Genomic DNA, 26,972 nt, shown 5'->3' with positions numbered 1-26,972 from the left:
TATAGGTTAATGTTGGGTGGAGCATGAAAATGCGTAGTTTTTATTTAATTTATTGTTTTTAATAGTTATTGTTTTTGGTTGTTCGAGATTTTCTTGTCAAGATAAAAGCGTATTTAATGAGATTTTTATCATGAAAATTGAGAGTTAAGTCGATTTTTAATCTAAAAACCCCCTATTAGGCATTAAAGTTACTCTTCGTCTTGATGATTTTTCAACGATCTACGCTAAAGTAGCCGCCGCTGGCTAACGACCAGCCTATGATTAAAAATCAGCAACCGAGCGCCGGGACCGGCGTTTTATCAACACCGCATCAAAAGAGATAACCTATGGGAGTTCACAGATGAGTCATTCTGCGACGAAAACAAAAACCTTTTTCGGGCATCCGTACCCGTTAAGTTCGCTCTTCCTCACCGAAATGTGGGAACGTTTTTCTTTCTACGGGGTTCGCCCGCTGCTCATTCTGTTTATGAGCGCCGCGCTGCTTCAGGGCGGGATGGGGCTGCCGATTGAGCAGGCTTCTGCCATTGTCGGGATCTTCGCCGGCGGCGTGTACATTACCTCGTTACCCGGTGGCTGGCTGGCCGATAACTGGCTCGGGCAGCGCCGTGCCGTCTGGTATGGCTCGCTGATTATTGCGCTTGGTCACCTCTCGATTGCCCTGTCGGCATTCGTGGGCAACACCTTCTTCTTTGTCGGCCTGCTGCTGATCGTCCTGGGAACCGGGCTGTTCAAAACCTGTATTACCGTGATGGTCGGGACGCTGTATAAAAAAGAAGATACCCGCCGCGACGGGGGCTTCTCGCTGTTTTACATGGGCATCAACATGGGCTCGTTTATTGCCCCGCTGATCATCGGCCCGCTGCACGAGAAATACGGCTGGCACATGGGCTTTGGCCTGGGGGGCTTAGGAATGCTGGTTGCGCTGTTCATCTTCCGCTTCTACGCTATTCCGCAAATGCGCCGTTATGACAAAGAAGTTGGCCTGGATTCCACCTGGAACCGCCCGACGACAAAGCGTAAAAACGTTGGTAAATGGGTGACGCTTGCCATGGCGCTGCTTGCGGGGCTGGTGGTGTTGATCGCCAACGGCACGATCCCATTCAACCCTACGGTGATCGCGAAAAGCTCCGCCTACATCATTTCTACCTGCGTGGGCCTCTACTTCCTGTTTATGTTCTTCTTCGCGGGCTTAACCAGCAGCGAACGTTCGCGCCTGCTTGCCTGCCTGATCCTGCTGATTGCGGCGGCATTCTTCTGGTCTGCCTTCGAACAGAAACCGACCTCCTTCAACATCTTTGCACGTGATTACACCGACCGCCAGATGGGCAGCTTTGAAATCCCGACGATCTGGTTCCAGTCGATCAACGCGCTGTTTATTATTCTGCTGGCTCCGGTATTTAGCTGGTTCTGGCCATCGCTGGCTAAGCGTAATCTAAACCCGAGTAGCATGACGAAGTTCGTCATCGGCATTCTGTTTGCGGCGGCAGGTTTTGCGGTGATGATGGCGGCGGCAAATCAGGTACTGGCGACGCAGAGCGGCGTTTCTCCGTTCTGGCTGGTAGGGAGCATCCTGCTGCTGACCCTGGGCGAGCTGTGCCTTAGCCCGATTGGCCTCGCAACCATGACGCTGCTGGCACCGCAGAAAATGCGCGGCCAGGTGATGGGGCTGTGGTTCTGCGCCAGCGCGCTGGGTAACCTGGCGGCGGGTATTATGGGCGGGCACATCAAAAAAGATCAGCTTAGCTCGATGCCGGAGCTGTTCTCCCACGTCTCTATCGCCCTGGTTATCTGCGCCGTGGTGCTGGCCGCGCTGATTATTCCGGTCAGAAACATGCTGAGAAATGCGGACGCCAACGAAGCCAAATAACGGTGTTTAAGCGCCCGGCCCGGTAGCCTGTAATAGGTTACCGGGCTTTTTTATTTCGTGGGCCGCTATTACGCATCCGTCGAGCGGCTTACAGTTTCCCAGGCCGTAATATCCGCCTCCATTCGCTCAAGCTTCTCTTTGACGAAGGTGACCGCGTCGCTGCCCAGCAACAGTGCTGCCGGTGGATTAGGGCTGCCGATAAGCGCCAATATTGCTTTGGCGGCTTTGACCGGATCGCCCGGCTGCTGCCCGCTACGCTTCTGGCGGGTGTCGCGAATCGGGCCGAAGCTCTGGTCATAATCGCTTATACTGCGCGGGGTTCGCACCATGGAGCGCCCGGCCCAGTCGGTTCTGAAGGAGCCGGGCTGCACGGCGGTCACCGCGATATTAAAAGGTTTGAGCTCTTTACTCAGCGTTTCGGAGATACCCTGCAGGGCGAATTTACTGCCGCAGTAGTAGCTGATGCCGGGCAGGGTGATAAAGCCGCCCATCGACGTGATATTAATAATATGGCCCGCACGACGAGTGCGGAACCCGGGCAAAAAGGCTTTTATCATCGCTACGGCACCAAACACGTTGACGTTGAACTGCTGAATTAGCTCGCTCAGCGGGGATTCTTCCATCACCCCTTCGTGCCCGTAGCCTGCGTTGTTGACCAGCACATCAATGGTGCCCATCTCCTGTTCTATCGAAGCCGCCAGCGGCGCAGCGGCATCAAAATCGGTGACGTCCAGAATTCGGGCAAAACATTTGCCGGGTGCCAGTGCCTCAAAGGCTTCCTTTGCTTGCTGATTGCGCACGGTGCCAACCACGCGGTGCCCGGCTTTCAGCGCCTCTTCTGCCAGTGAACGGCCAAAGCCGCTGCTGACCCCGGTAATCAAAAATAACTTCGATTGGCTCATTATCATTTCCTCCGTAAGTGGGAGGTAAAGCGTAAGGCTGGGAGGGTTGAATGCGTAGCCTGGATCCTCTCTGATGTTTGCCTATTTCTATGAGGTATATGGACGACGGGAAGTTTCACTGCCAGACTCTGGCTACATCTTCCTTTGCCAGATGAACCCCTATGACAAATGCCAGCCTGCAGGTCAGCAAACAAATGGTAGAGCTTCTGGACCAGCTAACCCCGCATGAAGGCTACAATCTTACGGTGCTAAACGAGGTGCGTTTCTTACGCTCTAATCGTCCGCTGATGCGAACCCCGGTTCTTTATGAACCCGGTATTGTGATTGTAGTACAGGGGCGTAAGCGGGGGTTTTTAGGCGAGAATGTCTATTTATATGATGCGCAGCACTATCTGATGGTTTCTGTGCCCGTGCCGTTCACCATGGAAACGGAGGCAAGCGACGAAGAACCCATGCTGGCTATCTACATGAGGTTAGATTTCACGCTGGCGGCTGAAGTCATGCTGGCGCTGGATGGGCGAGGCGCTGAGCTGGCCGTCGAGCCACGAAGCATGATGTCCAGCCCAATGGATGAAGCGATGAGTGCTTCCGTACTGCGTTTCTTACAGGTGATGTCGACGCCGCTGGATGCCGAGATGTTAGGGCCGGCTCTGGTACGGGAGATTTATTACCGTGTATTGACGGGCGCGCAGGGGCGCACGTTACGCAGCGCGCTGGCTATGCAGGGGCAGTTTGGGAAAGTAGCGAAAGCGCTGCGCAAGCTTCATGCTGAGTTTGATGGGCATCTGGATGTGAATGCTCTGGCAAAAGAAGCGGGCATGAGCGTGCCCACTTTCCACAGCCACTTCAAAACGATGACCAACACTTCCCCCATGCAATATCTCAAATCCACAAGGCTGCATCAGGCGAGATTGTTGATGCTGAGAAACGATCTGACCGCTTCGGCGGCCAGCGCCCGCGTGGGCTACGAAAGCGTTTCGCAGTTCAGCCGCGAATTTAAGCGTCTTTTTGGGCTCACGCCGCTCAATGAGGTTGCGCGTATGCGGCAGCATTTCTCCATGCCGGCCCCGCTCACAGAGTCGGCATTTATCTCTTCCCACTGAAGAGGTTAGTACCAGTACTTTTTATCCAGAACCCGGCAGGTGGTGTAAGCGCCGGCGGCGCAAAGCAGCGCGGGGGCAAAATAGCTGTGATCCATATGGGTAAATTCCATCACCAGCGCCACGGCGGTGATTGGCATCTGCATCGAAGCGGCTAAAAACGCCGCCCCACCGACTAGCGCAAAGCTCCCCACGTCTCCGCCAGGGAAGACAAACTGCCAGGCCACCGCCAGCAGCAGGCTCAGCAAAGCACCTACCGTTAAGCCCGGCGTCAGCAGCCCACCCTCAGCACCGCCTCGCAGGACGGCGAGGATCACCAGCATTTTCAGCGCCAGTAAAATCGCCGCGAAGTTAACGCTCAGGCCGTTACTGATGGCAAGCTGCATCGGGCCTTTGCCGTTGCCCGGCAGCTGCGGGAACCACAGACTAAGTACGGCCAGCAGCGCAAAGGCCAGCAGGCAAAATACCGGCATCTGCCAGTTGGTTTTAACCTGCGTTCTCACGCTCGTTGTCGCCTTGCGGAACAGCCAGGCGGCATAGCCCAGCAGCGGGCTGGCGACGATGGCCCAGCCGATAAACGCGTGGGGCAGCGCAAAAGAAGCGAAGTGATATTGCGACTCATCTCCCAGCCCCAGCGTGGCGACCCAGGCCGCCACTGCCGAAGTGATGACCGCCGCCAGCGCTTTCTCCCAGCTAAACGAGATCAGCAACACTTCCAGCGTGAATAGCGCTCCGGCGAGGGGCACGTTATACACCGCCGCCAGGCCCGCTCCTGCGCCGCAGGCAATCAGCGTGCGGGTTTCATCCGGCTGCAGGCTGAACTTCCGGGCGAGGAGCCCGGCCGCCAGCGCGCCCATTTCCCGAGGGGCCACTTCACGCCCGAGTGGGGAACCCAGCGCAACGGTAATAATTTGCAGCAAAGCATGAACAGTGGTGGTGCCCGTTGGCATCGGCACGGCAGGATTTGCCACGGCGGCAGCGATAGATACTCTTTTCTTGCCGAAACGCGCGAGCAGCCACCAGCCAAACCCGGCGACGGCTCCGCCGCCAAGAATCGCCGCGACCCGGCGTAAATGCGTGGCGTCCGTCACGCCCTCAAGGAACGTCTCGCTCCCAACCAGTTGGTCAATGCTGTAGCCAAAAGCCAGGTGTTGAATGGCGTGTAAAATCAGCGCGAGAAGCATCCCCGCGATGCCGGCAAGAATGCCGGTAAGTACGACCACAATCAGGCGCACAAGGTAGTGTTTAGCGTCAGCCTGGTCAGCTTGCTGGGTCATATTGGGATCCTTAACGCGGGAAAATTCGATGATAAGGGAGAAGAATTAAACAGTTAGTATAAATGTAGCATTCATCCGGCCCCAATCTCGCTCACCTTTCCCCGCGCAAATTTCCCTTGTTTAACTCGCTTTCTGGCATGCCGCAAGCAGCATGCCTGCCACAGCGGCAGCGCCCAGCAGCCGGAAAGCCGTTGCCCACTGTGTTATATCGGGAGCCTGCCCGAGCACGACGGAAAGCACCGCCAGCATCATTGCCCCGGCCATATACTGGCTGGTGGCCATCAGGGCGCTGGCGCGTCCCTGTTGATCAAGCGGGGTGGATGATAGCCCCACGGCGAACATCGCCGGGAAGATGAGCCCGTGGCCAAGCCCGCTTAACGCGATACCACTGATAAATACTGCAGACAGCGGGGACGCCACCCCGACGGACAGCAGCCCCAGCCCCAGTGCCGAACAGGCAAACCCGACGGCCAAAACCGTGGCGCTGGCGTAACGGGCCGTCAGGCGGGTAAAAAGCGTATTGCCCGCGACGATTAATAGCGCGAGCGGCGTGAACATCAGCCCGGTGGTAACGGCATCCTGCTGCAGAGTCTGCTGCCAGAATAGCGTCATGGCATAAAACTGGCTTCCCACGCTTGCCATATAACAGGCGCTGCTGAGCCAGCCCGTTTGCAGGCCCGGCAGAGCGCGAAGCGAGCGGGCCAGTAAAGGCTGAGGGGCGTAGCGTTCGTGCAGAATAAACAGGATCCCCATGGCAACGGCGAAGCGGTTGGCAACATAGTCAGGCTGCCCGGTTTCGCCATAGCGCATCAGCGCCCAGACCAGTGCCCCGGCGGCGAAGCACCCGACCAGCGACCCGATGCCCGTCTGCTGTTTTTCGCCCTGCGTGCTGAGCGGGAGATAATCCCGGCGAACCAGCCACAGCGCAAGCAGCCCCGGCGGAATGTTAATAAAGAAAATGGTTCGCCAGTCCAGCGCGGCCAGGATCCCGCCCAGTATCACGCCCGCAACCAGGCCCAGCGCGCCGATGGCGCTCCATATCGCCAGCGCCCGTCGGTGCGCCTCGCCGTGAAATCGCTGCGCCATCAGCGCCAGTACCGCAGGCTGCAACAACGCTGCCGCCATCCCTTGTCCGCAGCGGGCGATAAGCAGTAGCGTGCCGCTTTGCGCCAGCCCACCAGCTACCGATGAAAGCAAAAACAGCGCCATGCCGAGGCTGAACATTCGGTGTGCCCCCAGCCGGTCGCAGAGGCTGCCGCCCGCCAGCAAGAGGGCGGCAAACGTCAGGCCATACAGAGAAACCACCCACTGCATCTCGCTGAGAGAAAGATTCAGGCTCTGCGCCAGCGTGGGGAGTGCGACGTAGACAATCGCGTAGTCCAGCGCGATCAGCGCCTGTGCAATGCCGGGCGCGGATAAAGCGCGCCAGGACCCACTGGCGGGTATCGCATAAGTTTGTGTCATCGATGTTTCCTGCTATTTTCTCTTTGATGAATCATTTTCATCATTTGATGAGCGTGAATAACAGGCTACGCCTTTGTTTATGGTGCAATCAAAATCATATTATTCAGCCAAGGATGAGTTAAATTCACTCATGAAAAGTCGTCGACTCCCGCCACTCACGGCCATTCGGGCCTTTGATGCCGTGGCACGCCACGCCAGCTTTAAAGCGGCAGCGGAAGAAATTGGCGTGACGCCCACCGCCATCAGCCACCAAATTCGCCTGCTGGAAGATTCGCTGGAGCAGCGATTATTCACTCGCTCTGCTCGGGGCGTGGCGCTGACTGCGGCGGGGGAGATTCTGTTCCGCGCCTCCGGGAACATGTTCACCATGCTGCGCGAGGCCGTTGAGTCCATAACAACGATATCTCACCCCGGCACGCTCACGCTCAGCACTACTTCGAACTTCCTGACTAACTGGCTGGTGCCGCGTTTACCGTCTTTACATCAGCAGCATCCCTCGCTGGAGCTGCGCTTTCACAGCGGCGTAGCGCTGGCCGATCTCCACGGAAAAATGGCGGACTGTGCGGTGCGTTACAGCATGCAGGCCGACGAATCTCTCGACAGCACGCTGCTGCATAGCGACAGCTTTGTGCTGGTGGCAAGCCCGCAGCTAAAGCTCAGGAGCGTGAAGGATCTCGCGGGGATGACGCTTTTTCATATTGATAACCGGCATGTGCCCAGCCCTGAACCCAGCTGGCAGCACTGGAAATCGGTCTTTGGGCCAGAGCATTTGGATGTGCAGGGCGGTATTCATTTTGACGACGAAACCCATGCGATTCAGGCGGCGATAGCCGGGCAGGGGATCTTGCTGGCAAGCGAGCTGCTGATTCGCCGGGCGCTGCAGCAGGGCTTGCTGCATATTGCGCTGCCGGGCGCGCTGCCTGGGGCGAACTATTATTTTGTGACCAGCCACGAAAAGGCCCGGAGAGAAGATGTGCGGCAGGTTAGGGCGTGGTTGCAGCAGGCGTTTGAGGCAGGTGGGTGATGATTGCCCCGTCCCCTCTCACCAAAGGGGAGAGGGGACGGGATCGAACAGTAATTTTCCGTCAGTTTTCCCCTCTTCCTTCCAGGGAAAGGGCCGGGGTGAGGGGCCTGTTATTCCCCGGATTCCCACCGTTTCAACAGCAGGCTTGCATTCACGCCGCCAAAACCAAACCCGTTCGACAGCGCATAGCGCAGTGCCTGCGGCCGGGCGGTAAGCGCCACCAGATCCAGCCCGTCCGCCTCTTCATCAGGGTGATGCAGATTCAGCGTCGGCGGCACAACCTGGTCACGCAATGCCTGAATAGTAAATATAGCCTCGATGCCGCCCGCCGCGCCCAGCAGGTGGCCGGTTGCGGATTTCGTTGATGTCACCGCCACCGGATGCGTGCCGAAAAGCGCTTTAATCGCCGCCAGCTCGCCTTTGTCGCCGACCTGCGTCGAGGTTGCGTGCGCGTTGATATGGTCAACATCCACGGCTGCAATACCGGCCTGGCGAAGGGCCGCCTCCATTGCTCGCCTTGCGCCGTTGCCGTCTTCCGGCCCGGCGGTCAAATGCCAGGCATCCGCGCTGGTGCCGTAGCCGACCAGCTCAGCCAGCGGCGTTGCGCCACGAGCCATGGCGTGTTCAAGGGATTCAATCACGATAAGCCCGGCGCCTTCGCCCATAACAAAACCGTCGCGGTCACGGTCGAACGGGCGTGAGGCGGCTTCGGGATTGTCGTTGGAGGCGGTAGACAGCGCGCGTGCGGCAGCAAATCCGGCCAGGCTGACGCGGTGAATGGCCGCTTCTGCGCCGCCGCAGAGGGCAATATCAGCCTCGCCGCTGCGGATCAAGCGTGCGGCATCGCCAATTGCCTGGGCTCCGGCGGCACAGGCGGTCACCGGGGCACCAATCGGCCCGCGAAAGTCGTGCGTAATGGACACATGCCCGGCGGCAAGGTTGGCGAGGAAAGAGGGGATGGTAAACGGCGACAGGCGACGTGGCCCGCGCTCGTCCGTGGTGCGCACGGCGTTGGCTATTTCGCTGAAGCCGCCGATCCCGGTAGCAATCACCGTCGCGGTACGATCTTTCTCTTCCTGCGAAGCCGGTGACCAGCCCGCCTGAGTCAGCGCTTCATGGGCGGCAACTAGCGCAAACTCAATGAACCGATCCATCTTTTTACGTTCTTTGGCGGGGATCGTCGCCAGCGGATCAAAGCCGTGCTGAGGATCCTGTTCTACGGACGGCACCTGGCCGGCCACTTTACAGGGAATATCTTCCACGACTTTCTCATCCAGCGCCGAGATGCCGGATTTTCCCGCCAGCAGCGACTGCCAGACATGCTGCACGCCACAGCCCAGCGGGCTGACGATACCCATGCCCGTGACCACAATCCTTTTCGCTGAAACGCCCATCATTATTCTCCTGAAATATCAGTGTGGCTGCGGCTTTTTCATTAACGGAACCAGCATCGCAGCAATCAAAAAACCTATCATGATCAGGTAAAAAGCATCCGAAAATGCCTGAGTTCGTGCCTCGCGCAGTGCCAGAGAGGACAAGTTTTTTAGCGCTCCGCTGGTGGCGGCATCCGGGGACAAGCCCTGCGCGGCCAGGCTGGCGGCGCTGCGCTGGACAAAGTCCGTCATCGCGAGATTAGCGGTATTGAGATGGTCGGCCAGGCGGCTGTAGTGCAGGTTGGTTCTGTCATTCAACACCGTGCCGCACAGGGCAATGCCGATAGCGCCGCCGAGATTACGCATTAAGTTGAACAGGCCGGAGGCAAGCTTAAGCCGTGCGGGCGGCAGGCTGCCCAGCGTTAACGTCACCGTAGGTGCGACGGCGAACTGCTGCGCAAGGCCGCGAAACGCCTGCGGCAGCAGCAGTTGGTCCGCGCCCCAGTCGTGGGTGATCGGCACGAAACTGTACATCGAAATGGCAAAGCCGATCAGCCCGGCCATCAGCAGCCAGCGGAGATCCACGCGGTTTGCCAGCCAGGCATAAAAGGGAATCGACATCACCTGGAACAGGCCAGTGGAAAACACCGCCAGGCCGATTTCCAGCGCGCTAAAGCCGCGTACGCTGCCGAGATACAGCGGCGTTAAATAGATCGTGGCGAAAATGCCCACCCCGGCCATAAACGAGAAATAGCAGCCGAGGCTAAAGGTTCTGTCCTTGAGCGCCCGCAGGTCCATCACCGGCTGGGCGTGGCGCAGCGTTCGAATAATAAAGGCGCTGCCGCACAGCAGCGCTATCCAGCCAGTTGTGGCGATGGTGTTGTCATCAAACCAACCCCAGCGCGGGCCTTCTTCCAGCGTATATTCCAGGCAGCCGAGCGAGGCCGCCAGCAGCAAAATACTGAAATAGTCCGCACCGCGCAGCAGAGAGAAATCAGGACTATCCACCTTCACCAGCAGCGGCACCGCGACGGCGATATAAATCCCCGGGATGACGTTAATAAAGAACAGCCAGTGCCAGTTGAAGTTCTCGGTGATCCAGCCGCCGACGGTGGGGCCAAGCGTCGGGGCCAGCGAAGCCAGGCCGCCGATGGTCGCGGCGGCAATAACGCGCTGTTTGCCCTGAAAGAAAGCGAAGGCGGTGGTAAACACCAGCGGGATCATCGAGCCGCCCGCCAGCCCTTGCAGGGCACGGAAGGTAATCATGCTTTGAATATTCCACGCCCAGCCGCAGAGCAGGCTCATCAGAGTGAAGCCTGCCGCCGAGGCGGCAAACAGCCAGCGGGTGGACATCACCCGCGCCAGCCAGCCGGACAGCGGAATAATAATGATCTCGGCGATCAGGTAGCTGGTCTGCACCCAGACAGTTTCATCATCCCCAGCCGAAAGACCGCCGCCGATATCCCGCAGCGACGCGGAGACGATTTGGATATCAATCAGCGCAATAAACATCCCGACGCACATGCTGGCAAAAGCGAAGATCTTTTTTGCCATTGGCATAGAGATGCCCTGCGGCATCGGTGCGGCCTGGGCGGTGCTCATCGCGTGCTCTTTTGATCGACGGTGACGATGACCGACAGCCCCGGACGAAGCACATCCAGTTTTGCGCCGTCACCTTCCAGCGCTATCCGCACCGGAACCCGCTGAACGATTTTGGTGAAGTTCCCCGTGGCGTTTTCCGCCGGAAGAATGCTGAACCGGGAGCCGGTCGCCGGAGAGACGCTGGCAACGTGGCCCTTAAAGGTGTGGTTCGGCAGCACGTCGGCCACCACGGTCACCGGTAAACCGGCTCGCATGTGCGCCAGCTGGTTTTCCTTGAAGTTGGCATCGACCCAAAGCCCCTGGGAAGGCACCAGCGAGAGTAGCTGCGTGCCGCTGGTCACGAAGGAGCCGGTCCACGCGCGGCGGTTACCGATCACGCCGTCGAACGGGGCGCGAATTTCGGTATAGCTGAGATTCAGCTTCGCCATCGCCAGGTTAGCCTGCGCCTGTTCCAGCGCGGCCTGGGTTTGTTTTTCACGGGCATCAAGCACCGCGAGCTGGCGCTGGGCCACGGCTTTATCGGCCAGGGCTTTGCTTTGTTCCGCTCGCGCCCGGCGATAATCCGCCGAGGCGTTGTCGCGTATCTGGGCTGAAATGGCGCTCGAGGCTTCCAGGGCGTTATAGCGGCGGTTGTCGTTGGCCGTTTTGTCCGTTGCCGCCGCCGCTGCCGCTAAAGAAGCGGTGGAGCCTTCAATCGTCGCCTGCTGTAGCTGGCGCGTGGCGGCGATATCCGCCAGCGCGGCTTGCTGGGCAGCAACTTCCCCAAGGGCTTTCGCCAGCGCGGCCTGGTAATCACGATCGTCAATGCGGATCAGCAGGTCGCCTTTTTTCACCGCGGTGTTGTCCTGCACCGCAATTTTCTGAATGTAGCCGGAGACTTTGGTTGAAATGGCGCTGATATCCCCGCCGATGTAGGCGTCGTCGGTAGACTGAATAAAACGCCCGCTGTGCCACCACCATGCACCATAGCCTGCGGCCGCCAGCACCACGGCACCAAGTACGGTCAGCGTAATCAATTTTTTCTTATGGGCGGCGCTCATCACTGGGGTTCTCTGTACGGTTCTGGCTGGAATTTAAGCCCGGCGTCGCCGGCTTGTTTACGCTGCAGGTAGTCGTGGCGGTATTTCATCATCGGTGAGGCCGCCGGACCCGGCACCATGGCGTATTTTCCTGGCTCAATCGACTCGCCGGTTTCTTTATCGGTAAGGATGGGCTCTACCGGGCGCTGGGTTTCGCGCTCAACCAGCTGCATCTGACGCCCTTCTGGCGCGAAGTGGCGGTTGCCCCATTCAGCCAGTGCCAGAATCACCATGCGGAAATCACGCCCGCTTTGGGTGAGGTGATATTCGTAACGCGGCGGCGAGCTGCTGTAGCAAACCTTCTCCAGTAAGCCATCATCAACCAGCTCTTTCAGGCGGCGCGAAAGAATATTGGGCGCCACGTTGCTGCTCTTCTGGAATTCATCGAAGCGGGTAAAACCGGCCAGGGCATCCCGCAGGATCATGATGCTCCAGCTGTCGCCGATACGGCCAAGACTGCGGGCAATGGGGCAGGGAGCGCTACACAGAGGTTCGTTTTTCATGGTTCGATCCGGGGGCGGGTTATCGTCTGGTGACAAATTGGCATAGTGACTTTCAAAATGCAAGTCACTAGACGCAACGCTGATGAAAGTGACTTGATCGTAACGTCACGGATATATTCAGAAAGGCGTCGTTCTTAAACGAAAAGTGCGGATTTAAAATCTTTTCAGTTGGCTTATGTTGGCGTTAAATTCTGATTTATTTTATAAGATGGCTTTTCCATAAATCCAGGTAATAAATAATATACCCGCCCAAGTCTCGCACAGGATTACCTATGCTTAAGAATGCCAGCGTTCGAAGCGTTATTGTCTATTTTTTGGCAATATCCTTTTTAGTTATAGATTTCTTAGCATTCGCTTTATCAGCCAGTGTGCTTGTTTTAGCCATGCTTAATATTGCCTGGGTTGTCTTACTCTTCTCCCTGTGGACGTATATGACGATATATCTTGTACGGCCCATTAATAACGTTAAGCGGAGCATTGACGAAATTAACTCGGGGAATTTATCGGTGCATATCCCTGAGTTTGGTAATAATTGTGCCGGACGATTAATTCCAGGCATAAATACGCTTTCCGCCGAAATTACTACCCTGGTAATGGATATTCGGAAGTCGTCCCAGTCGGCCAAAGCGCTTTCGGAAAGCCTGGCGCACCAAAGCGCCACGCTGTCGGTGAAAACCGAGCAGCAGTCGGCGATGCTGATTCAGACGGCATCGAGCATGGAACAGATTTCCGCCGGGACAAAAAACAATGCCGACAGCACCCGCGAGCTGAGCGACATCACCAGCGGAGCGCACCGTTCGGCCAACCACGGCAGTGACCTGATGCAGAAGCTGACCAGCAACATGACCTCAATCACCGACTGCGCCAACAAGATGACGGAAATCATTACCATCATCGACAGCATTGCCTTCCAGACCAATATCCTGGCGCTGAACGCTGCGGTAGAAGCCGCCCGCGCCGGGGAACACGGCAAAGGCTTTGCGGTAGTCGCCGGTGAAGTCAGAAATCTGGCGCATAAAAGCTCGGAATCGGCCAAGAACATTAAGTCGTTAATTGATATCACCAACCAAAACGTTCTGCAGGGCGCAAGTCTGGTCTCCGAAGCGGAAAAAAATATGAAGGATATTGTTTCCGGTTCAGAAAATATCGACGCGCTGATGGGGCATATTTTTATCTCCACCAACGAACAGGAAAAAGGTATTCAGCAAATTACCACGGCGCTCTCCGAACTGGAGAAAGTCACCCAGGGGAACGTGGCGGTGGTGGAAGAGCTGGCTGGATCTTCAGAAGTGCTGAATAAACAAGTGTTCGAGCTGGAAAAACGAACCAGCAGCCTGCATCTGGGGGAAAGCGATGAGGCAAGCGTAATATTATCGCCCCAGCTGGCACCGCGTCGGGCGTTAAAAAGAGAAGAGGAACACTGGCAGGCATTTTAATCTTTAACTTTAGAGCAAATAATAAAAGGCTCCTGGGCATGAATATGCCGGGGCCTTTTATTATTTAATGGCCTTTTCATTGTGATGAAGATCACATTAAAACATTACTTCGGGCCGAAATGCTGCTTTATCGACCGTTCCCCCCTGGTTTTTGCCTGCAGAAATAACCGTGACCTCCGATATCGGTTAACAACGTGGTTACAAAACACGCCATTCCCTCGCGCCAGGCGCCGGGGGCACTCCGGGATGTGGTTTTCTAAGGAACGAGAATGAAACTAAGTAATTTGCGTGTAGGCGTCAGGCTGAGCGGCGGTTTTTTCCTGCTGTTGTTTTTGATGATTCTGATGGGTATCGGCGCCAGCCTGTTCAGTCGGAACAATGTTCACGCCGTCGATGAGATGATTAACCAGCATTTGCTGAAGGAAAGGTTGGTCGAGGAATGGCTGGCACAGGTCGACAAGAGCAGCGGGAACGCTATCGCGGCAATGGGAACTGAAAATGCGATGCTGCGTAAGAAACTGCTCGCCAGCATTGCGCAGAATTCGGCGGTCACCACCCGAGTCCAGTCGCAGCTCACGTCGATGATTGCGTTGGAAACCGGCAAGCACCTGCTGGCGAATCTTGTGCCCGTGCGAGAAAAGTATTTGCAGGTTCGTTCCGAAGGGTTGGCCCGGGCTGAGCGGAGCGAACATGAGGGCATGGATACCTATATCTCTGAACGTTTTATTCCGATAAGCGAAGAATATCGGCAGGGGCTGCAGGCTCTGCTGGATTTCCAAAAACAGCTTATCGACAACACGCATGCCAGCATTCAGAAAAACTCCCGTAATAATGAGCTGCTCATGTTGCTGCTAGTGGCGCTGGGTGTGGCGCTGGGGGCGGCAACGGCCTGGTACATAACCCGCAGTATTACGCATCCGCTGCAGCAGGCTGTTAACGTTGCCGGCAGGGTGGCGCAGGGCGATCTCACCGCCAAAGTGCATGTGCATGCGAAGGACGAGCTGGGGCAGCTCATGCACTCATTGCAGGAAATGATTACTTCGCTTGGGAGTACGGTTAGGAACGTCAGCAGCGGGGCGGAAAGTATTGCCCTGGCAGCGGATGAAATTGATGCTGGTAACCAGGATCTGGCCTCACGAACAGAGGAGCAGGCGGCGAGCGTCGAGCAAACTGCCGCGACGTTAGAGCAGTTAACGTCCACGATCAAGAGCACCGCCAGCCATGCCCATCGGGTGAATACGCTGTTTAATGAGTCCGGAGAAATGGTCAAGGCCAACAGCGAACGTATGCACGTGGTGGCCGATGCCATGGGCGAAATCCATACTGATGCAGGCCGGATGACCGATATCATTGCGGCCATTGAAGGAATTGCTTTCCAGACAAATATCCTGGCATTAAATGCCGCCGTTGAGGCTGCCAGAGCCGGTGAACAGGGGCGTGGTTTTGCCGTGGTAGCCGGGGAAGTGAGAACGTTGGCGCAGAGAAGTTCGGCCTCCGCGAAAGAGATTCGTGACATCATTAGTGCGTCGGTGAACAAAATCACCGATGGCCGTAAGCTGGTCACGGAAGCGGATGAGGGCATGCAGGAAATCGTTGAAAACGTTGCCCGCGTGCAGCAGCTGGTGGATGAAATTGCCCGTGCGAGTCATGAGCAAAGCGACGGCATCGCGCAAATTAATGCTGCGATGGGGCAGATTGATACCACCACTCAGCAAAACGCCTCCCTGGTTGAGCAGTCCTCCGCGGCCAGCGGTTCCCTGAAGGAACAATCCGGCTTGTTGCTCAACAGTATTCGTGTCTTCACCCTACATCAGGCGTAGTTCCTCAGAGGCAGGTATCCTGCCTCCTTTTTTCGCTATTTCAACTGCTCGTAAATCAGCAGCAGCGCAATGATTACCATGAGGACACCCGAAAGCATACTCACCCTGCGAGCGGCCTGAGGGCGGGTGCTTAAGAGGGCTCTTGAACCGTAACCAATCAAGAGATAAATCAGGGTACAGGTCACCAGGTGCATCGCACCCAGAGCGGACATCTGCTGCGCCACTGACCACTTCCCCTGGGGATCGGTAAACTGCGGTAAAAGGGCCAGAAAAAGCAGAAATACTTTCGGATTCAGGCCGCTGATACACATCCCTTTGATGGCCCACTGTTGCCAGTTGCCGTTGTTCTGAGCGGCGGCGTTCAGCCCGGGAGGGCTGCGCAAAATAGTGAGGCCAAGCCAGAGCAAATAGAGCGCACCCAGCAGCGTGAGGACGGATAAAGCGAGCGGATGCCCGGCGAGCAAAACCCCCACGCCGGCAACAACAATGATTGTCGCGATAGCATGGCCCGACATCAGTCCGGCCACGGCGGGAATAATTCTGCGGCCATTGATTCCGGCGCTGATGGTGTAAGCCCAGTCAGCCCCAGGGGTGATAATTAGCAGGAACGAAACCAGCCAGAATCCTGCGGCAATGCTCATCGCCATGATGGTATTTCTCTCTTGGATAACGGGAAAGAAAGAATACGGTTAATCCCCGGCAATGGGCTTTCAATGTTATGCTCAAAACTCTTGTTAAAAGAGAGAATATTCCAAATGGATAGCGTAGACAGAAAAATTCTTGCTGAACTCCAGGCCGATGGGCGTCTGTCCATTACCGACCTGGCCGAGCGGGTTAACCTCAGCCTCTCGCCGTGCCATCGTCGGCTCAGAGCGCTGGAGCAAGAGGGGGTCATTACGGGCTATCGGGCTAACCTTGACCCGGGCAAGATGGGCTTTAATTTTGTGGCTCTGGTCTTTGCGACGCTCAAAGAAGGGGACAGAAAGGCCGTCAGCGCGTTTGAAGAAGCTGTGGAAGATATCCCGCAAATTGTGCTGGCGCAGAGACTGTTTGGCGACCCGGACTATCTGATGCAGGTCGTAACCCGGGACCTGCCTTCGTTCCAGGCGCTGTATGACAGAAAACTATCGGCCATGCCCGGTGTGCAGCATCTCCGTTCGACGCTGGTGATGAAAACCGTGGTACAGGACAGGCCCTTTCCGCTGGAGAAGTTAAAATAGGCCTGCATGTTACGATGTGATTTTTCCGCCATCGCTCTCTGGCTGCTTTATGGGCTTATTGGCTGTATTTCACTTTTGCCGCGGGTGCTGAACAACACCAGCGGCACGGCAACGGCGTACACCACAATCACCGACAGCCAGATAGCGCCGGGCCACGAGTCCTGCACCACAAAGTAGAAACTTGAGAAGCCCAGCGGGGCAATGATAGACGCGAGGCTGACCGCCGAGGCCAGAATTCCCTGCAGCTGGCCCTGGCTGGCTTCATCTACCCTCCGGGTGGCTAGCGCCTGCAGGGCCGGGGCACCAACGCCGCCCAGCCCGAACAGCGGCATAATCAGAAACACCTGCCAGCCTGCTTGCACAAAAGCCAGCATCGTCAGCGCAATACACGAGCTACAAATGCCAAAAAGTACCGCGCCGCGCTCCCCCAGCCAGCGGGTTATCGGGCCGGGAAGCAGCGCCTGCGTCAGCGTCTGGCAGATGCCGTAAGCGCCGAGAGAAAGCCCAATCCACAGCCCGTTCCAGCCGAAAGTATCGGTCCCCCAAAGCGCCCAGCAGGTGCCGTACACTTCGCCGGTTGCGCTCAGAATGAAAAAGACCATCGCAATCGGGATTAGCCCCTTCAGGGTGAAAATGCGGCGTAGAGGCTGCAGGGGATTGAGTACGGCAAAGCTGAACCGTTGGCGGGCGGGTTCGCGGGATTCCGGCAGCATAAACAGCGCCATCAGCAGGTTAACGGTGTTTAGCACGGCAGCCGCAATAAACGGCAGCCGTACCCAGGCATCGCCCAACAGGCCGCCAAGCACCGGGCCGATGATAAACCCGGCCCCAAACATGGCGTTAAACAGCCCGAAGCGACGGGCGCGTTTATCCGCCGGAGTGACGTCGGTGATGTAAGCCATCGCCACCGAGACGTTCGCGCTGGTCAACCCGGCGATAGCGCGGCCCAGCAGCAGCATCCACAGGTGCGGGGCGAAGGCCATGATCAAATAATTTACGGCGGCCCCGATAAGGGAGACGAGCAGCACGGGGCGGCGACCATAGTTGTCGCTCAGCGCCCCCAGCAGCGGGGCGAAAACAAACTGCATCAGGGCATACAGCGCGGTCATGATGCCGATCCAGTGGGCGATATCCGGGGTGTGCGTTACCTCTTCCAGCAGGCGCGGCAGAATCGGAAAGATCAGGCCGATGCCGACGGCATCCAGGCAAATGGTGGAGAAAATGACAACCAGCGCTTTGTTCATGTTTACCTGTACTGAGTATCAATATATACTCAGTACATAATTATCCATTCTGCAGGATCCTGTCAATGTCCGTCGATCGCCGAACCCTTAACCGACTCGCCACCCGCCAGAAAATTTCTAATGTTGCCACCCGGCTGTTTCTGGAAAAGGGCTTTGAACAGGTGACGATTGACGAAATCGCCACGGCGGCAGAGGTGGGGAGAATGACGGTGTTCAACCATTTCCCGCGCAAAGAGGAGATGTTCTTCGACCGCGAAGAAGAGGGGCTGCAGATGCTGCGCCGTGCGCTGAATCAGCGGGATAAAGACACGGGGCCGCTGGAAGCGCTGCGCCGCTTTGCTCACCATCTGGTGGAGCAGAATAGCCCGGTGGTGGCTTTCTCCGTGGCGGGGCAGGGGTTTGTCTCGACGATTGAGCACAGCCCGGCGCTGAAAGCGAGAGCCAGGGAGATTCGGGATGAATTTGCCCAGGCGCTGGCGCATGAGCTGGCCGCCGGCGCTGGCCTTGAAAAAAGCGACCCGCACACTCAGCTGGCGGCGGGCTTGGTGCTGGCCACGTGGAGCGCGGCGCTGATTCAGGCTCACCGAACTTTTAGCCAGACGCTGAGCAACGCCGCCGCCGCCGCCGTGTTTCTTGACCTGATCGACAGGGGAACAACGGGCGTTATCGCGGCAATGAACGGGACAGTTTACGGCGAAAAATAAAGGCATCAGGGCATTGTCGGCTGAGCTGAATTTCAGTAGATTTATCGTTTTCGGAGTTAGAAAATGTCCGTCGCCGATGCGCTTCTTGCTTTCACGCTAGCCGCCACGCTTCTCACGCTTACCCCCGGTCTTGATACCGCGCTTATCCTGCGAACCGCCGCCGCCGAAGGGGGCAAAAAGGCCTTTCATGCCGCGCTGGGTATCGACGTAGGCTGTTTTGTCTGGGGGGCGCTGGTTGCCTTCGGGCTTGGCGCTTTGCTGGCGGTGTCTGAATTTGCCTATACTTTGCTGAAGTGGTGCGGCGCCGCGTATTTATGCTGGTTGGGTATTCAACTGCTGCTTCGCCCTCGCCAGAGTTTCAGTCTCGCTTCTGCGGAATCAACCCGCGCCAACAACTGGTTTTTGCGCGGTATGCTTGGTAACGTGCTTAACCCGAAAATGGGCGTATTTTACGTCTCTTTCCTGCCGCAGTTTATCCCCTCCGGCCACTCCCCAATCCTTTGGACTTTCCTGCTGGTTTCTATTCATGTGGTGATAGGTACGCTGTGGTCCCTGACGCTAATTCTTGCCACGCGCTACGCTTCCGGGGTGCTCCGAAAACCCGGGGTCGTAAAGTGGATGGATCGCGTCACCGGCAGCGTGTTCCTGCTGTTTGCCGCGAAGCTGGCAGTTAGCCGACGTTAAGCCTGTTGCGAGGTCAACATGCCCGGTGTCTGGCCGGTCATACTGCGGTAAAAGTAGATAAAGGCGCTGTCGCTGGAAAAACCTAGCTCCGAGGCAACAACGGTAACCCGCGCGTGGCTGGCCAGCATTTCCACTGCCTTCATTAAACGCCACTGCTGCCGCCATGGCTGGTAGGAGAGGCCGGTTTCCCGGAGGAAAATACGGCCAATGGTGCGCTCGCTTGCGCCGGTTACGCTGGCCAGTTGGTTGAGCGGCGGCGGCAGCGTGTCGCCCGTCAGGTGGCGCAGCCGCTTATCCTGAGGGAAGCGCAGCGTCATCGGGACTTCTTCTGCGGCATTCAGTTCCGCTACGCACAGGGCGGCCATGTGCATCGGGGCGCCTTGTTCCCAGTCAGTTTCCCAGGGGCTGGCTGAAATCCTTTCCAGCAGTTCATTGAGCAATGGCGTGACGTTGAGTACGACCGCGTCGGTGGGCAGCGTGGGGTAACGCGTTGTGTCGAACCAGACTGAGCGGTAGGCCACGCTACTTTTCATTTCGGCCCGATGGTTTATACCTCCGGGGATCCAGGCGACTTTGCCCGGCGGCAGCAAAGAGAGCATCCAGCCATCATTCAACGTAAGCTTCACGCAGCCTCCACGGGTAAACAACAGTTGCCCCATATGGTGCCGATGCAGCCCAGAATCATGATCCCCAAGTTCGGCCTGCACGCCAATCACGCTTTTATTCATTGTGTCAGGGTTAAATTCTGCATCCGCAGATAGCCAGCTCAAAATGTCTGATTTCCGATATTAAATGTCATGATGTTTATAATGATGTATTTGTCACTTGCCTACAATAGCGCCTCTTTTTAAGGAGGACGCAGGGTGAACATACCTCGTGGTATGGCGCTATTAACGGCGCTGCTGATGTTTCCGCAAATTGTGGAGACTCTTTATAGTCCGGTGCTGACAGATATCGCCCGGCATTTTTCTGTTACTGCCCAGAAAGCGAGCTGGACGCTCTCGCTGTACTTTTTTGGCTTTGCCGCCGGGGTGCTTTTTTGGGGAAGGATTTGCGATCTTCTTGGCCGGAAACCGGCGCTGTTGCTGGGGCTGCTTTGCTATGCGGCTGGCGCGGTTGCCGCGTTGATGACGTCGCATTTCGTGCTGCTGTTGGCAGCTCGGATGCTGGCGGCTTTTGGGGCTGCCACAGGATCGGTAGTGACCCAAACGGTACTGCGCGATCGTTTTAGCGGCAGTGAGCTGGCGAGAATATTTTCCTTCATGGGTATTGCGTTGGCTGTGAGCCCGGCGCTGGGCCTCTGGCTGGGAGGGGGGATAGCCTCCGTCGCAGGTTTCGAAGGCGTATTTTATCTGCTGGCTGGTTTGGCTATTGCATTACTGGCCTGGAGCGCATGTCAGCTTGAGGAAACGAGGCCGCCAGAGCACGCCCGGCAAGGGTTTGTCGCGGTGATGTGGCGTCTGCTACGGGACACACAGGTCTGGCGGGCAACCGGGCTGGTAGCGTTATTTAATGTCAGTCTTTTTAGCTACTACAGCCAGGCGCCATTTTTGTTTCAAACCTTAGGTTTTGGCCCTGCCGCATTTGGCCTCACGGGTAGTGTGCTGGCGCTGGGTTCTCTGGCAGGGGCGCAGCTTAATCATCTGCTGATGAAACGAGGCATGAGCACCAAAGCATTGCTGAATATGGCGAGCGGTGTTGGGCTGGTGGGCGGCCTTGGTGTGTGGGGACTGATGCATAGCCTCTGGTTTTTGGCACCGATGTTTTTGGTGATGGTCGCATTCTCAATGGCGATTCCGGTGGTGCTCGGTACAGCACTTAGTGCCTATGCCGATTGTCGGGGAACTGCCGGGGCGCTGTTTGGCTTTGCTTACTATTTACTCATCGGCATTGGTTTGATGGTGTCCGGTTGGGGTCAGCAGTTGGGGATCACGCTGGTGATTTGCGCCGTGGGTGTGGTGCTAGTGGGGCGGGGATATCGGCGAGGGTAATGCTATTGGTGCAGGGATGCCCCTCTCCCCCTTTGGGGAGAGGGCCGGGGTGAGGGGCTTTCCCGATGAACGGAACTTTTGCCGAGCCAACTCAAACCGTATTCGCTGTTACAGCAATCCCCCCAGATTCACATACTTGGTTTCCAGGTACTCTTCCAGCCCACAGTCGGAGCCTTCGCGGCCGAGGCCCGACTCCTTCACACCGCCGAAAGGCGCGACTTCCGTTGAAATTATACCTTCGTTAACGCCAACCATGCCGCTTTCCAACTGCTGGGTGACGCGGAAGGCGCGAGCCAGATCGCGGGTGTAGAGATAGGCCGCCAGGCCAAACGGCGTGGCGTTGGCGCGCTCAATTGCCTCCAGCTCACCGCTGAAGCGGAAGCAGGCCGCCAGCGGGCCGAAGGTCTCCTCGCGGGCCAGCAGCATGGCTTCGGTAGCGTCGGCCAGCACGGTAGGCTGGTAGAACGATGCGCCGAGGGCGTGCCGTTCGCCGCCGCACAGCAGGCGCGCGCCTTGCTCAAGGCCGTCCTTCACGTGGGCTTCCACTTTCTCAACCGCTTTCTGGTGAATCAGCGGCCCCTGCTGGGCACCCGGCGTCAGGCCTGGGGCAACTTTCAGCGCCCGCGCGGCGGCAGCGAGTTTCTCAACAAACTGCTCATACACGCCGGCCTGGATGTAGAAACGGTTAACGCACACGCAGGTTTGCCCGCTGTTGCGGAATTTGGCGGCCATCGCACCCTCCACGGCGGCGTCAACGTCTGCATCGTCAAAGACGATAAACGGCGCGTTACCGCCCAGCTCCAGCGACAGCTTTTTCACGGTATCCGCCGCCTGGCGCATCAGCAGCTTGCCGGTTGGCGTCGAGCCGGTGAAGGAGATTTTACGCACTGTTGGGCTGGCCATCAGCGTACTGCCGATTGCCACGGTGTCACCGGTGACGGCGTTAATCACGCCAGCCGGGACGCCTGCCCGCTCGGCAAGCACGATAAGCGCGAAGGCCGAAAGCGGTGTTTCGTTCGCCGGTTTAATCACGGCGGTACAGCCCGCTGCCAGCGCGGGGCCGAGTTTGCGGGTCAGCATCGCCAGCGGGAAGTTCCACGGGGTAATAGCCGCGACCACGCCAACGGGCTCCTTGAAGGTAAGGATTTGGTTACCCGCTTTTGTGGAAGGAATGGTTTTGCCGTTGGCGCGTTTGGCTTCCTCGGCAAACCATTCGATAAAGCTGGCGGCGTAAGCCACTTCGCCTTTGGCTTCTGCCAGTACTTTGCCCTGTTCGGTGACCATCAGTTCCGCCAGTTCGGCCTGATGCTCCATGATCAGCGCGAACCAGCGCTGGAGGATCTGCGAGCGGGCTTTGGCGGTTAATGCTCGCCAGGCGGGCAGGGCTGCGTGTGCGGCAGCGATGGCTGCCTCGGTTTCTTTTGCTCCGGCGTTGGCTACCTGAGCCACTATTTCGTCGGTTGCCGGGTTTAATACGGCATAGCGTTCGTTGGCGTCCCGCCATTCACCGTTGCAGTACCAGCCGGTACGAACCAATGCATCAAAGCTGCTCATGCGATGTTCCTTGTGGTGACGTTGTCGATAAACAGGCCACGAGCGGCGCGGCTCTCACGCGCAATACGTTTGCCTGCGGTGTAGTCGTTGATGACGTCGCACGGCGTGTAGTTACGCTCCAGTTCGTAGCGCTCATCTTCATCCAGCGGTGTGCCGAGTGCGGCAATTGCGCTGTTAATTTGCTGTACAGAATCTGCGCCAACCAGCATGCAGTCCACGCCCGAATGGTTCAGGACCCACGCCTGAGCAATTTGTGCCGGAGGCAGGCCGCGCAGCTGAGCTACATGGCTGACGGACTGCGCAACGTTTCGGGAGGTGATGTCCGCGTACATCTCTTGGGTGAAGAAGTCGGTCTGGTTGCGCACGGAGGTAAAGTCGCAGCTCAGCAGGCCGCGGGCGAGCGGGCTAAAGACTGACACGCCAAGCCCCTGGTCGCGGCAGAAAGGGATCATTTCCCGCTCTTCTTCGCGGTAGGCGCAGTTCAGCTGCAGCTGCATATTGATGGGTTTCGCGTAGCCATAGCGCTCGCAGCACCAAAGGATTTTCGCCAGTTGCCAGGTGTACATGGTGGAAACGCCGACGTAGCGCGCTTTGCCGCTGCGCACGATGTCGTTCATCGCCGCCCAGGTTTCTTCGACCGGTGTATTCACGTCGAAGTAGTGCAGCATGTAGATATCGACGTAGTCGGTGCCGAGGCGCTTCAGGCTGCCGTCGATGCTTTCCATGATGTGTTTGCGTGAATGGCCCTGGTTGTTAAAGCCGGTGCCGATGGGGTAGCCGACTTTGGTGGTGAGGACCAGGTCATCGCGGCGGGCAATGCGTTTTAACACGTTGCCGACCACTTCTTCCCCCGCGCCGCTGGAGTAGAAATCCGCGAGGTCGATAAAGTTAACGCCGGATTCCAGCGCGTGGCGGATCAGCGGCTCGCTTTGCGACTCGTCAAAAATCCACGGTTTCCACTGTTTGCTGCCCATGTTCATGGTGCCGAGGCACAGGCGAGAGACTTTCAGGCCGCTGTGGCCCAGATTGACGTATTCCATTTCGCCTCCTCAGGCTTTTGGGGTGTAGAAAGGGTTACCGAGCTGCGGCAGGGCGTCGGCAATCTGGCTGCGCTGCGGCAGTTTGCCCATGGCCGCGCGGATGGCCTGACGACAGGCGCGGTAGTTGTTGTGGTACACCTCGTCGAGATCGTTGCAGCCGGGATTGACCCAGTTGGCGGTGACGATGCACCAGTTGTCTTCCGCTTCCGGCGGCAGCGTGCCGTCCAGAAGTGCTTCGGTGACCGCTTTGGCGATGGCGGCCTGAGAGGCTCCCCAGGTGGCATTGCCGTGCAGCTCGCCGCTGATTTCCGCTTTGTTGACGTACAGCGTCATCGGTTTGGCCGGAACGTTAGGTTTGATCACCACCATAAACGGGCAATGACCCTGGCTTGGCGAAGCGAGGCTGCTGGAAAACGCCTGGCCAACCACGCCGCTGCGTGGGCCAATCATGATGTTGATGTGCGAGGCGTTAACGCCGTTACCTTCAAACCCTTCTCCGATATACATTTCCACGAGACTTCTCCTGTTAAGCGTGAGCGTTATTTAGCCGGTTCAGCGGCGGCATTGCCGTGGCGCTGGGCCGGTTCGTGAGCGGCATCGACCAGGGTTAACCCTTTGGTTTCAGGCGCCCAGGCGAGTGAGACAACGGCACCGATGACGAGGATCAGCGCCAGCATGCCGGTAGTGGCCTGCATGCCGTAATTCAGAATGGCCAGCGGCAGTAAGCCGGTGCCGATGGCGGAGCCAAGGCGGCTCATGGAGGTGGCAAAGCCGACGCCCATCGAGCGCACTTCCGTCGGGAAACTCTCAGCCGGGAAGACGCCCACCAGATTGCTGACCGCCGACATCACCAGCGTGAAGGCGGCAAAGAACAGAATTAACCAGCCGGACTGGCTGACCGGAATGATGCTGAGCATCACCAGGCAGGCGGCGAGGAAGACAAACGAGCCGATCAGGAAGCCACGGCGCGAGCAGACCACCGTCAGCAGGATCCCGAGCAGCGCGCCGACGATCAGCAGGGCGTTCAGCAGCAGGTCGGTGGTGAAGTTATTGTTCAGCCCCATCACCTGCAGAATCGACGGCAGGAAGGTGTAGATGGCGAAATACGGGATCACCAGGCAGACAAAAAACAGACTGTTGAAGGCGGTGCGGCGGCGGTATTTCGGCCTGAACAGCGACATAAAGCGCTGTTTTGAGGCGACGGGGGCTTCATCCACCAGCAGCACGTTAGGGCCGAAGTGTCTATGGACAATCGCCATCGCTTCTTCTCGTCGCCCTTTGCCCATCAGCCAGCGCGGGGATTCCGGCGTGCCGATGCGCATCAGCAGAATAATCAGCGCGGGCAGGGCGGAAGAAGAGAGCAGCCAGCGCCAGGCGTCCGGCCCTAGCGCCGTCAGAAAGTGCCCGGCAAAGCCTGCGGCCACGTAGCCAAAGGTCCAGATCACGCTGAATGAGCCGAGCAGGACGCCGCGATGTTTTCGGGGGGAAAACTCGGCCAGCATTGTGTGGCCGACGGAGAAGTCGCCGCCGAGGCCGATGCCGACCATTACCCGCAAGAAGAACAACTGTTCTGGCGTTGTGGCGAAAAACTGCAGCGCCGAAGCGAGGGTTATCACCACGAAGCTGAAGCAGAAGATCTTCTGGCGGCCAACGTAATCGGAGATCCAGCCCAACACCAGGCTGCCGAGAAACAGGCCGAGCAGCGCCGAGCTGCCGAGCATCCCTTCCCAGAAGGGCGTTAACCCCATTTGAGGTTTAATTTGGGCCAGCGCGAAGCCGATGACGCCGAGCACGTAGCCGTCGGTAAAGTGTGCGCCGAAGGTCAGGCCGGCGATTTTGATATGGAAACGGTTTAACGGCACGTCATCCATACGGGTGTACTGTTGTGTCAGGTGGGACATGATGCCTCCTCCTGTGAGGTGGTTTTGTAGGGTATTTGTATTTTTTATGTTTCAAGTGCGTTAACAATGTGGCAGCAAAGCGCCTCAGCAGGCGAGTGCGTTTTAGTCATACCCCCAGGCAAAAAACGCATGTGATCCTCCTCCTGTTTTGCAGAAATAGCTGCGGCGGGGGATGGTGTTTCAGGGCAGGTTAGAAACATATTATTAACATGACTGGCGCTCGCCCGCGGATAATGACAACAATGAGAAAACTCCCGTCACTCAGTATGTTAAGGGTCTTTGAAGAGACTTGCCGGACGCTTAGCTTTAGCAAAGCGGCGCAGGCCTTGTGCATTACCCAGAGCGCGACCAGTCGGCAAATCAAACAGCTCGAAGCGTTTCTCGGCAAGCTGCTGTTCGTGCGTACCCACAGCGGGCTGGAGTTGACCCAGGACGCGATGCTGCTGTTGCCGGTGGTACGCCAGTCGCTGGATATTCTTGAAGAGGGCGTGTGCCACGTTCAGTTGCGCAATCCTCTCCAGCATCTTCGCCTGCAGGTTGCTCCGACCTTTGCCACCCGCTGGTTGGCACCGCGGCTGGTGGCGCTTCGCCAGCGCAACGGCCAGCTACAAATTGCCCTTATCAGCGAAACCCGGCAGAAATACAGCGATTTTGACTGCGCCATCCGCTTTGGCACCCGCCAGGAAAGTGAAGGCCGGGGGCAGTGGCTGTGCCATGAAAAACTGCTGCTGGTGGCCAGCCCGTTGCTGATGATTGACGGCGTCTTTCCCCCGCTGGCCTCGCAGCCACAGCTGCATATTCTTAACGGCGACATCCGACTGGATAACTGGTCGCGCTGGCTTGTTGCTACGGGTCAAAATGACAGTCTGCTTTCCGGCGGGCTGGAGTTCAGCACCGAGGATCAGGTGATCAACGCCTGTGTGACCGGGGCGGGCTACGCTGTGCTCGATAGAATGATGATCCGCAACGAGCTGCGTGGCGGGATATTGGTGCCGCTGGCGGAGCTGGAGCTTGAAAGCGGAAATGGTTACTGGCTGGAGATCCCCCAGGGTAAGCGGGAGCTGCCGCGAGTGGGCTATTTTAGCGACTGGGTTCAGGCCGAGATCGCCCGGTTCTGGGGGGAAGAAGAGCCACTCGCTCAGCGAACGTTATCCTTACCTGATGCATTAGCCGTCGGCTGATGACGG

At 57.6% G+C, this 26,972-nt stretch carries 24 protein-coding genes; 10 read left to right on the top strand and 14 right to left on the bottom strand.

Features of this window, described 5'->3' with window-relative positions; all coding sequences use genetic code 11:
* Nucleotides 1-340: 340 nt before the first annotated feature.
* Nucleotides 341-1,867, top strand: a complete 1,527-nt coding sequence (locus ACR6JA_RS13615; RefSeq protein ID WP_494493689.1) for a peptide MFS transporter — start codon at nt 341-343, stop codon at nt 1,865-1,867.
* 68 nt (nt 1,868-1,935) lie between these two features.
* Here the strand turns inward: ACR6JA_RS13615 and ACR6JA_RS13610 are convergent, their stop codons facing one another.
* Nucleotides 1,936-2,769, bottom strand: coding sequence for an oxidoreductase (locus ACR6JA_RS13610; protein ID WP_213715328.1), 834 nt, complete (start codon nt 2,767-2,769; stop codon nt 1,936-1,938).
* A 161-nt stretch (nt 2,770-2,930) separates the two neighbouring features.
* Between ACR6JA_RS13610 and ACR6JA_RS13605 the strand changes: the two genes are divergently transcribed.
* Nucleotides 2,931-3,872: an AraC family transcriptional regulator gene (locus tag ACR6JA_RS13605; protein WP_494493688.1), complete on the top strand. Its 942-nt coding sequence runs from the start codon at nt 2,931-2,933 to the stop codon at nt 3,870-3,872.
* Between the two features lie 5 nt (nt 3,873-3,877).
* On the opposite strand, the gene ACR6JA_RS13600 is transcribed toward ACR6JA_RS13605, so the two are convergent.
* Together ACR6JA_RS13600 and ACR6JA_RS13595 are read right to left on the bottom strand one after the other, a co-directional pair.
* Nucleotides 3,878-5,146: a chloride channel protein gene (locus ACR6JA_RS13600; RefSeq protein WP_494493687.1), complete on the bottom strand. Its 1,269-nt coding sequence runs from the start codon at nt 5,144-5,146 to the stop codon at nt 3,878-3,880.
* A 120-nt stretch (nt 5,147-5,266) separates the two neighbouring features.
* Entirely contained in the window at nt 5,267-6,610 is a 1,344-nt protein-coding gene (locus ACR6JA_RS13595) for an MFS transporter (protein WP_494493686.1), read from the bottom strand.
* Nucleotides 6,611-6,740: 130 nt separating this feature from the next.
* On the opposite strand from ACR6JA_RS13595, the gene ACR6JA_RS13590 reads away from it, so the two are divergent.
* A complete protein-coding gene (locus ACR6JA_RS13590; RefSeq protein WP_494493685.1) occupies nt 6,741-7,634 on the top strand; it encodes a LysR substrate-binding domain-containing protein in 894 nt (297 codons plus the stop codon).
* Between the two features lie 110 nt (nt 7,635-7,744).
* Here the strand turns inward: ACR6JA_RS13590 and fabF are convergent, their stop codons facing one another.
* From fabF to ACR6JA_RS13570, 4 genes are read right to left on the bottom strand one after another with little or no spacing between them, the layout of a single operon-like run.
* Nucleotides 7,745-9,028: a beta-ketoacyl-ACP synthase II gene (gene fabF, locus ACR6JA_RS13585; protein ID WP_494493809.1), complete on the bottom strand. Its 1,284-nt coding sequence runs from the start codon at nt 9,026-9,028 to the stop codon at nt 7,745-7,747.
* 18 nt (nt 9,029-9,046) lie between these two features.
* Nucleotides 9,047-10,609 carry a DHA2 family efflux MFS transporter permease subunit gene (locus ACR6JA_RS13580; protein ID WP_494493684.1) on the bottom strand — a complete coding sequence of 521 codons (1,563 nt, stop codon included), beginning with the start codon at nt 10,607-10,609 and terminating at the stop codon, nt 9,047-9,049.
* On the bottom strand, nt 10,606-11,649 hold the full coding sequence (locus ACR6JA_RS13575) for an HlyD family secretion protein (protein ID WP_213715322.1): 1,044 nt from the start codon (nt 11,647-11,649) through the stop codon (nt 10,606-10,608). Before ACR6JA_RS13575 ends, ACR6JA_RS13580 begins: the two co-directional genes overlap by 4 nt.
* Nucleotides 11,649-12,191, bottom strand: a complete 543-nt coding sequence (locus ACR6JA_RS13570) for a winged helix-turn-helix transcriptional regulator (RefSeq protein WP_166878249.1) — start codon at nt 12,189-12,191, stop codon at nt 11,649-11,651. Before ACR6JA_RS13570 ends, ACR6JA_RS13575 begins: the two co-directional genes overlap by 1 nt.
* Nucleotides 12,192-12,463: 272 nt before the next feature.
* On the opposite strand from ACR6JA_RS13570, the gene ACR6JA_RS13565 reads away from it, so the two are divergent.
* Together ACR6JA_RS13565 and ACR6JA_RS13560 are read left to right on the top strand one after the other, a co-directional pair.
* Nucleotides 12,464-13,627 carry a methyl-accepting chemotaxis protein gene (locus ACR6JA_RS13565; protein ID WP_213715321.1) on the top strand — a complete coding sequence of 388 codons (1,164 nt, stop codon included), beginning with the start codon at nt 12,464-12,466 and terminating at the stop codon, nt 13,625-13,627.
* A 269-nt stretch (nt 13,628-13,896) separates the two neighbouring features.
* Complete coding sequence (locus ACR6JA_RS13560) at nt 13,897-15,447, top strand: methyl-accepting chemotaxis protein (RefSeq protein ID WP_494493683.1); 1,551 nt, start codon at nt 13,897-13,899, stop codon at nt 15,445-15,447.
* Between the two features lie 35 nt (nt 15,448-15,482).
* Here ACR6JA_RS13560 and ACR6JA_RS13555 read toward each other — a convergent pair whose 3' ends face one another.
* Complete coding sequence (locus ACR6JA_RS13555) at nt 15,483-16,094, bottom strand: LysE family translocator (RefSeq protein ID WP_494493682.1); 612 nt, start codon at nt 16,092-16,094, stop codon at nt 15,483-15,485.
* 108 nt (nt 16,095-16,202) lie between these two features.
* Here ACR6JA_RS13555 and ACR6JA_RS13550 point away from each other — a divergent pair, with 108 nt between their 5' ends.
* Complete coding sequence (locus ACR6JA_RS13550) at nt 16,203-16,667, top strand: Lrp/AsnC family transcriptional regulator (protein WP_008458505.1); 465 nt, start codon at nt 16,203-16,205, stop codon at nt 16,665-16,667.
* A 47-nt stretch (nt 16,668-16,714) separates the two neighbouring features.
* Here ACR6JA_RS13550 and ACR6JA_RS13545 read toward each other — a convergent pair whose 3' ends face one another.
* Nucleotides 16,715-17,911, bottom strand: coding sequence for a TCR/Tet family MFS transporter (locus tag ACR6JA_RS13545; protein WP_494493681.1), 1,197 nt, complete (start codon nt 17,909-17,911; stop codon nt 16,715-16,717).
* 65 nt (nt 17,912-17,976) lie between these two features.
* On the opposite strand from ACR6JA_RS13545, the gene ACR6JA_RS13540 reads away from it, so the two are divergent.
* Both ACR6JA_RS13540 and ACR6JA_RS13535 read left to right on the top strand, forming a co-directional pair.
* Complete coding sequence (locus tag ACR6JA_RS13540; protein WP_494493680.1) at nt 17,977-18,615, top strand: TetR/AcrR family transcriptional regulator; 639 nt, start codon at nt 17,977-17,979, stop codon at nt 18,613-18,615.
* Between the two features lie 63 nt (nt 18,616-18,678).
* Complete coding sequence (locus ACR6JA_RS13535) at nt 18,679-19,299, top strand: LysE family translocator (RefSeq protein ID WP_494493679.1); 621 nt, start codon at nt 18,679-18,681, stop codon at nt 19,297-19,299.
* Here the strand turns inward: ACR6JA_RS13535 and ACR6JA_RS13530 are convergent.
* Nucleotides 19,296-20,069 (bottom strand): AraC family transcriptional regulator, encoded by a 774-nt coding sequence (locus ACR6JA_RS13530; protein ID WP_494493678.1) that lies wholly within the window; start codon nt 20,067-20,069, stop codon nt 19,296-19,298. The two genes, ACR6JA_RS13535 and ACR6JA_RS13530, sit on opposite strands and share 4 nt — an antisense overlap.
* A 111-nt stretch (nt 20,070-20,180) precedes the next feature.
* Between ACR6JA_RS13530 and ACR6JA_RS13525 the strand changes: the two genes are divergently transcribed.
* Complete coding sequence (locus tag ACR6JA_RS13525; protein WP_213715407.1) at nt 20,181-21,290, top strand: MFS transporter; 1,110 nt, start codon at nt 20,181-20,183, stop codon at nt 21,288-21,290.
* Between the two features lie 108 nt (nt 21,291-21,398).
* Here the strand turns inward: ACR6JA_RS13525 and ACR6JA_RS13520 are convergent, their stop codons facing one another.
* The 4 genes from ACR6JA_RS13520 to ACR6JA_RS13505 are packed head-to-tail and all read right to left on the bottom strand — an operon-like array spanning nt 21,399 to nt 25,785.
* Nucleotides 21,399-22,844: an NAD-dependent succinate-semialdehyde dehydrogenase gene (locus ACR6JA_RS13520; RefSeq protein ID WP_494493677.1), complete on the bottom strand. Its 1,446-nt coding sequence runs from the start codon at nt 22,842-22,844 to the stop codon at nt 21,399-21,401.
* A complete protein-coding gene (locus ACR6JA_RS13515; protein WP_213715314.1) occupies nt 22,841-23,884 on the bottom strand; it encodes an aldo/keto reductase in 1,044 nt (347 codons plus the stop codon). The genes ACR6JA_RS13520 and ACR6JA_RS13515 overlap by 4 nt, the downstream gene beginning before the upstream one ends.
* A 9-nt stretch (nt 23,885-23,893) precedes the next feature.
* A complete protein-coding gene (gene fae / locus ACR6JA_RS13510) occupies nt 23,894-24,397 on the bottom strand; it encodes a formaldehyde-activating enzyme (RefSeq protein ID WP_213715313.1) in 504 nt (167 codons plus the stop codon).
* Between the two features lie 26 nt (nt 24,398-24,423).
* Nucleotides 24,424-25,785 carry an MFS transporter gene (locus ACR6JA_RS13505; RefSeq protein WP_494493676.1) on the bottom strand — a complete coding sequence of 454 codons (1,362 nt, stop codon included), beginning with the start codon at nt 25,783-25,785 and terminating at the stop codon, nt 24,424-24,426.
* 242 nt (nt 25,786-26,027) lie between these two features.
* Here ACR6JA_RS13505 and ACR6JA_RS13500 point away from each other — a divergent pair, with 242 nt between their 5' ends.
* The gene (locus ACR6JA_RS13500) at nt 26,028-26,966 is read left to right on the top strand and encodes a LysR family transcriptional regulator (protein ID WP_494493675.1); all 939 of its coding nucleotides are present in this window, start codon (nt 26,028-26,030) and stop codon (nt 26,964-26,966) included.
* The last annotated feature ends 6 nt before the right edge of the window (nt 26,967-26,972 follow it).

Source organism: Cedecea sp. B1(4) (assembly GCF_059414925.1).
Note: the sequence above shows the minus strand (reverse complement) of the source record. Positions and strands in the feature narration are given on the sequence as shown.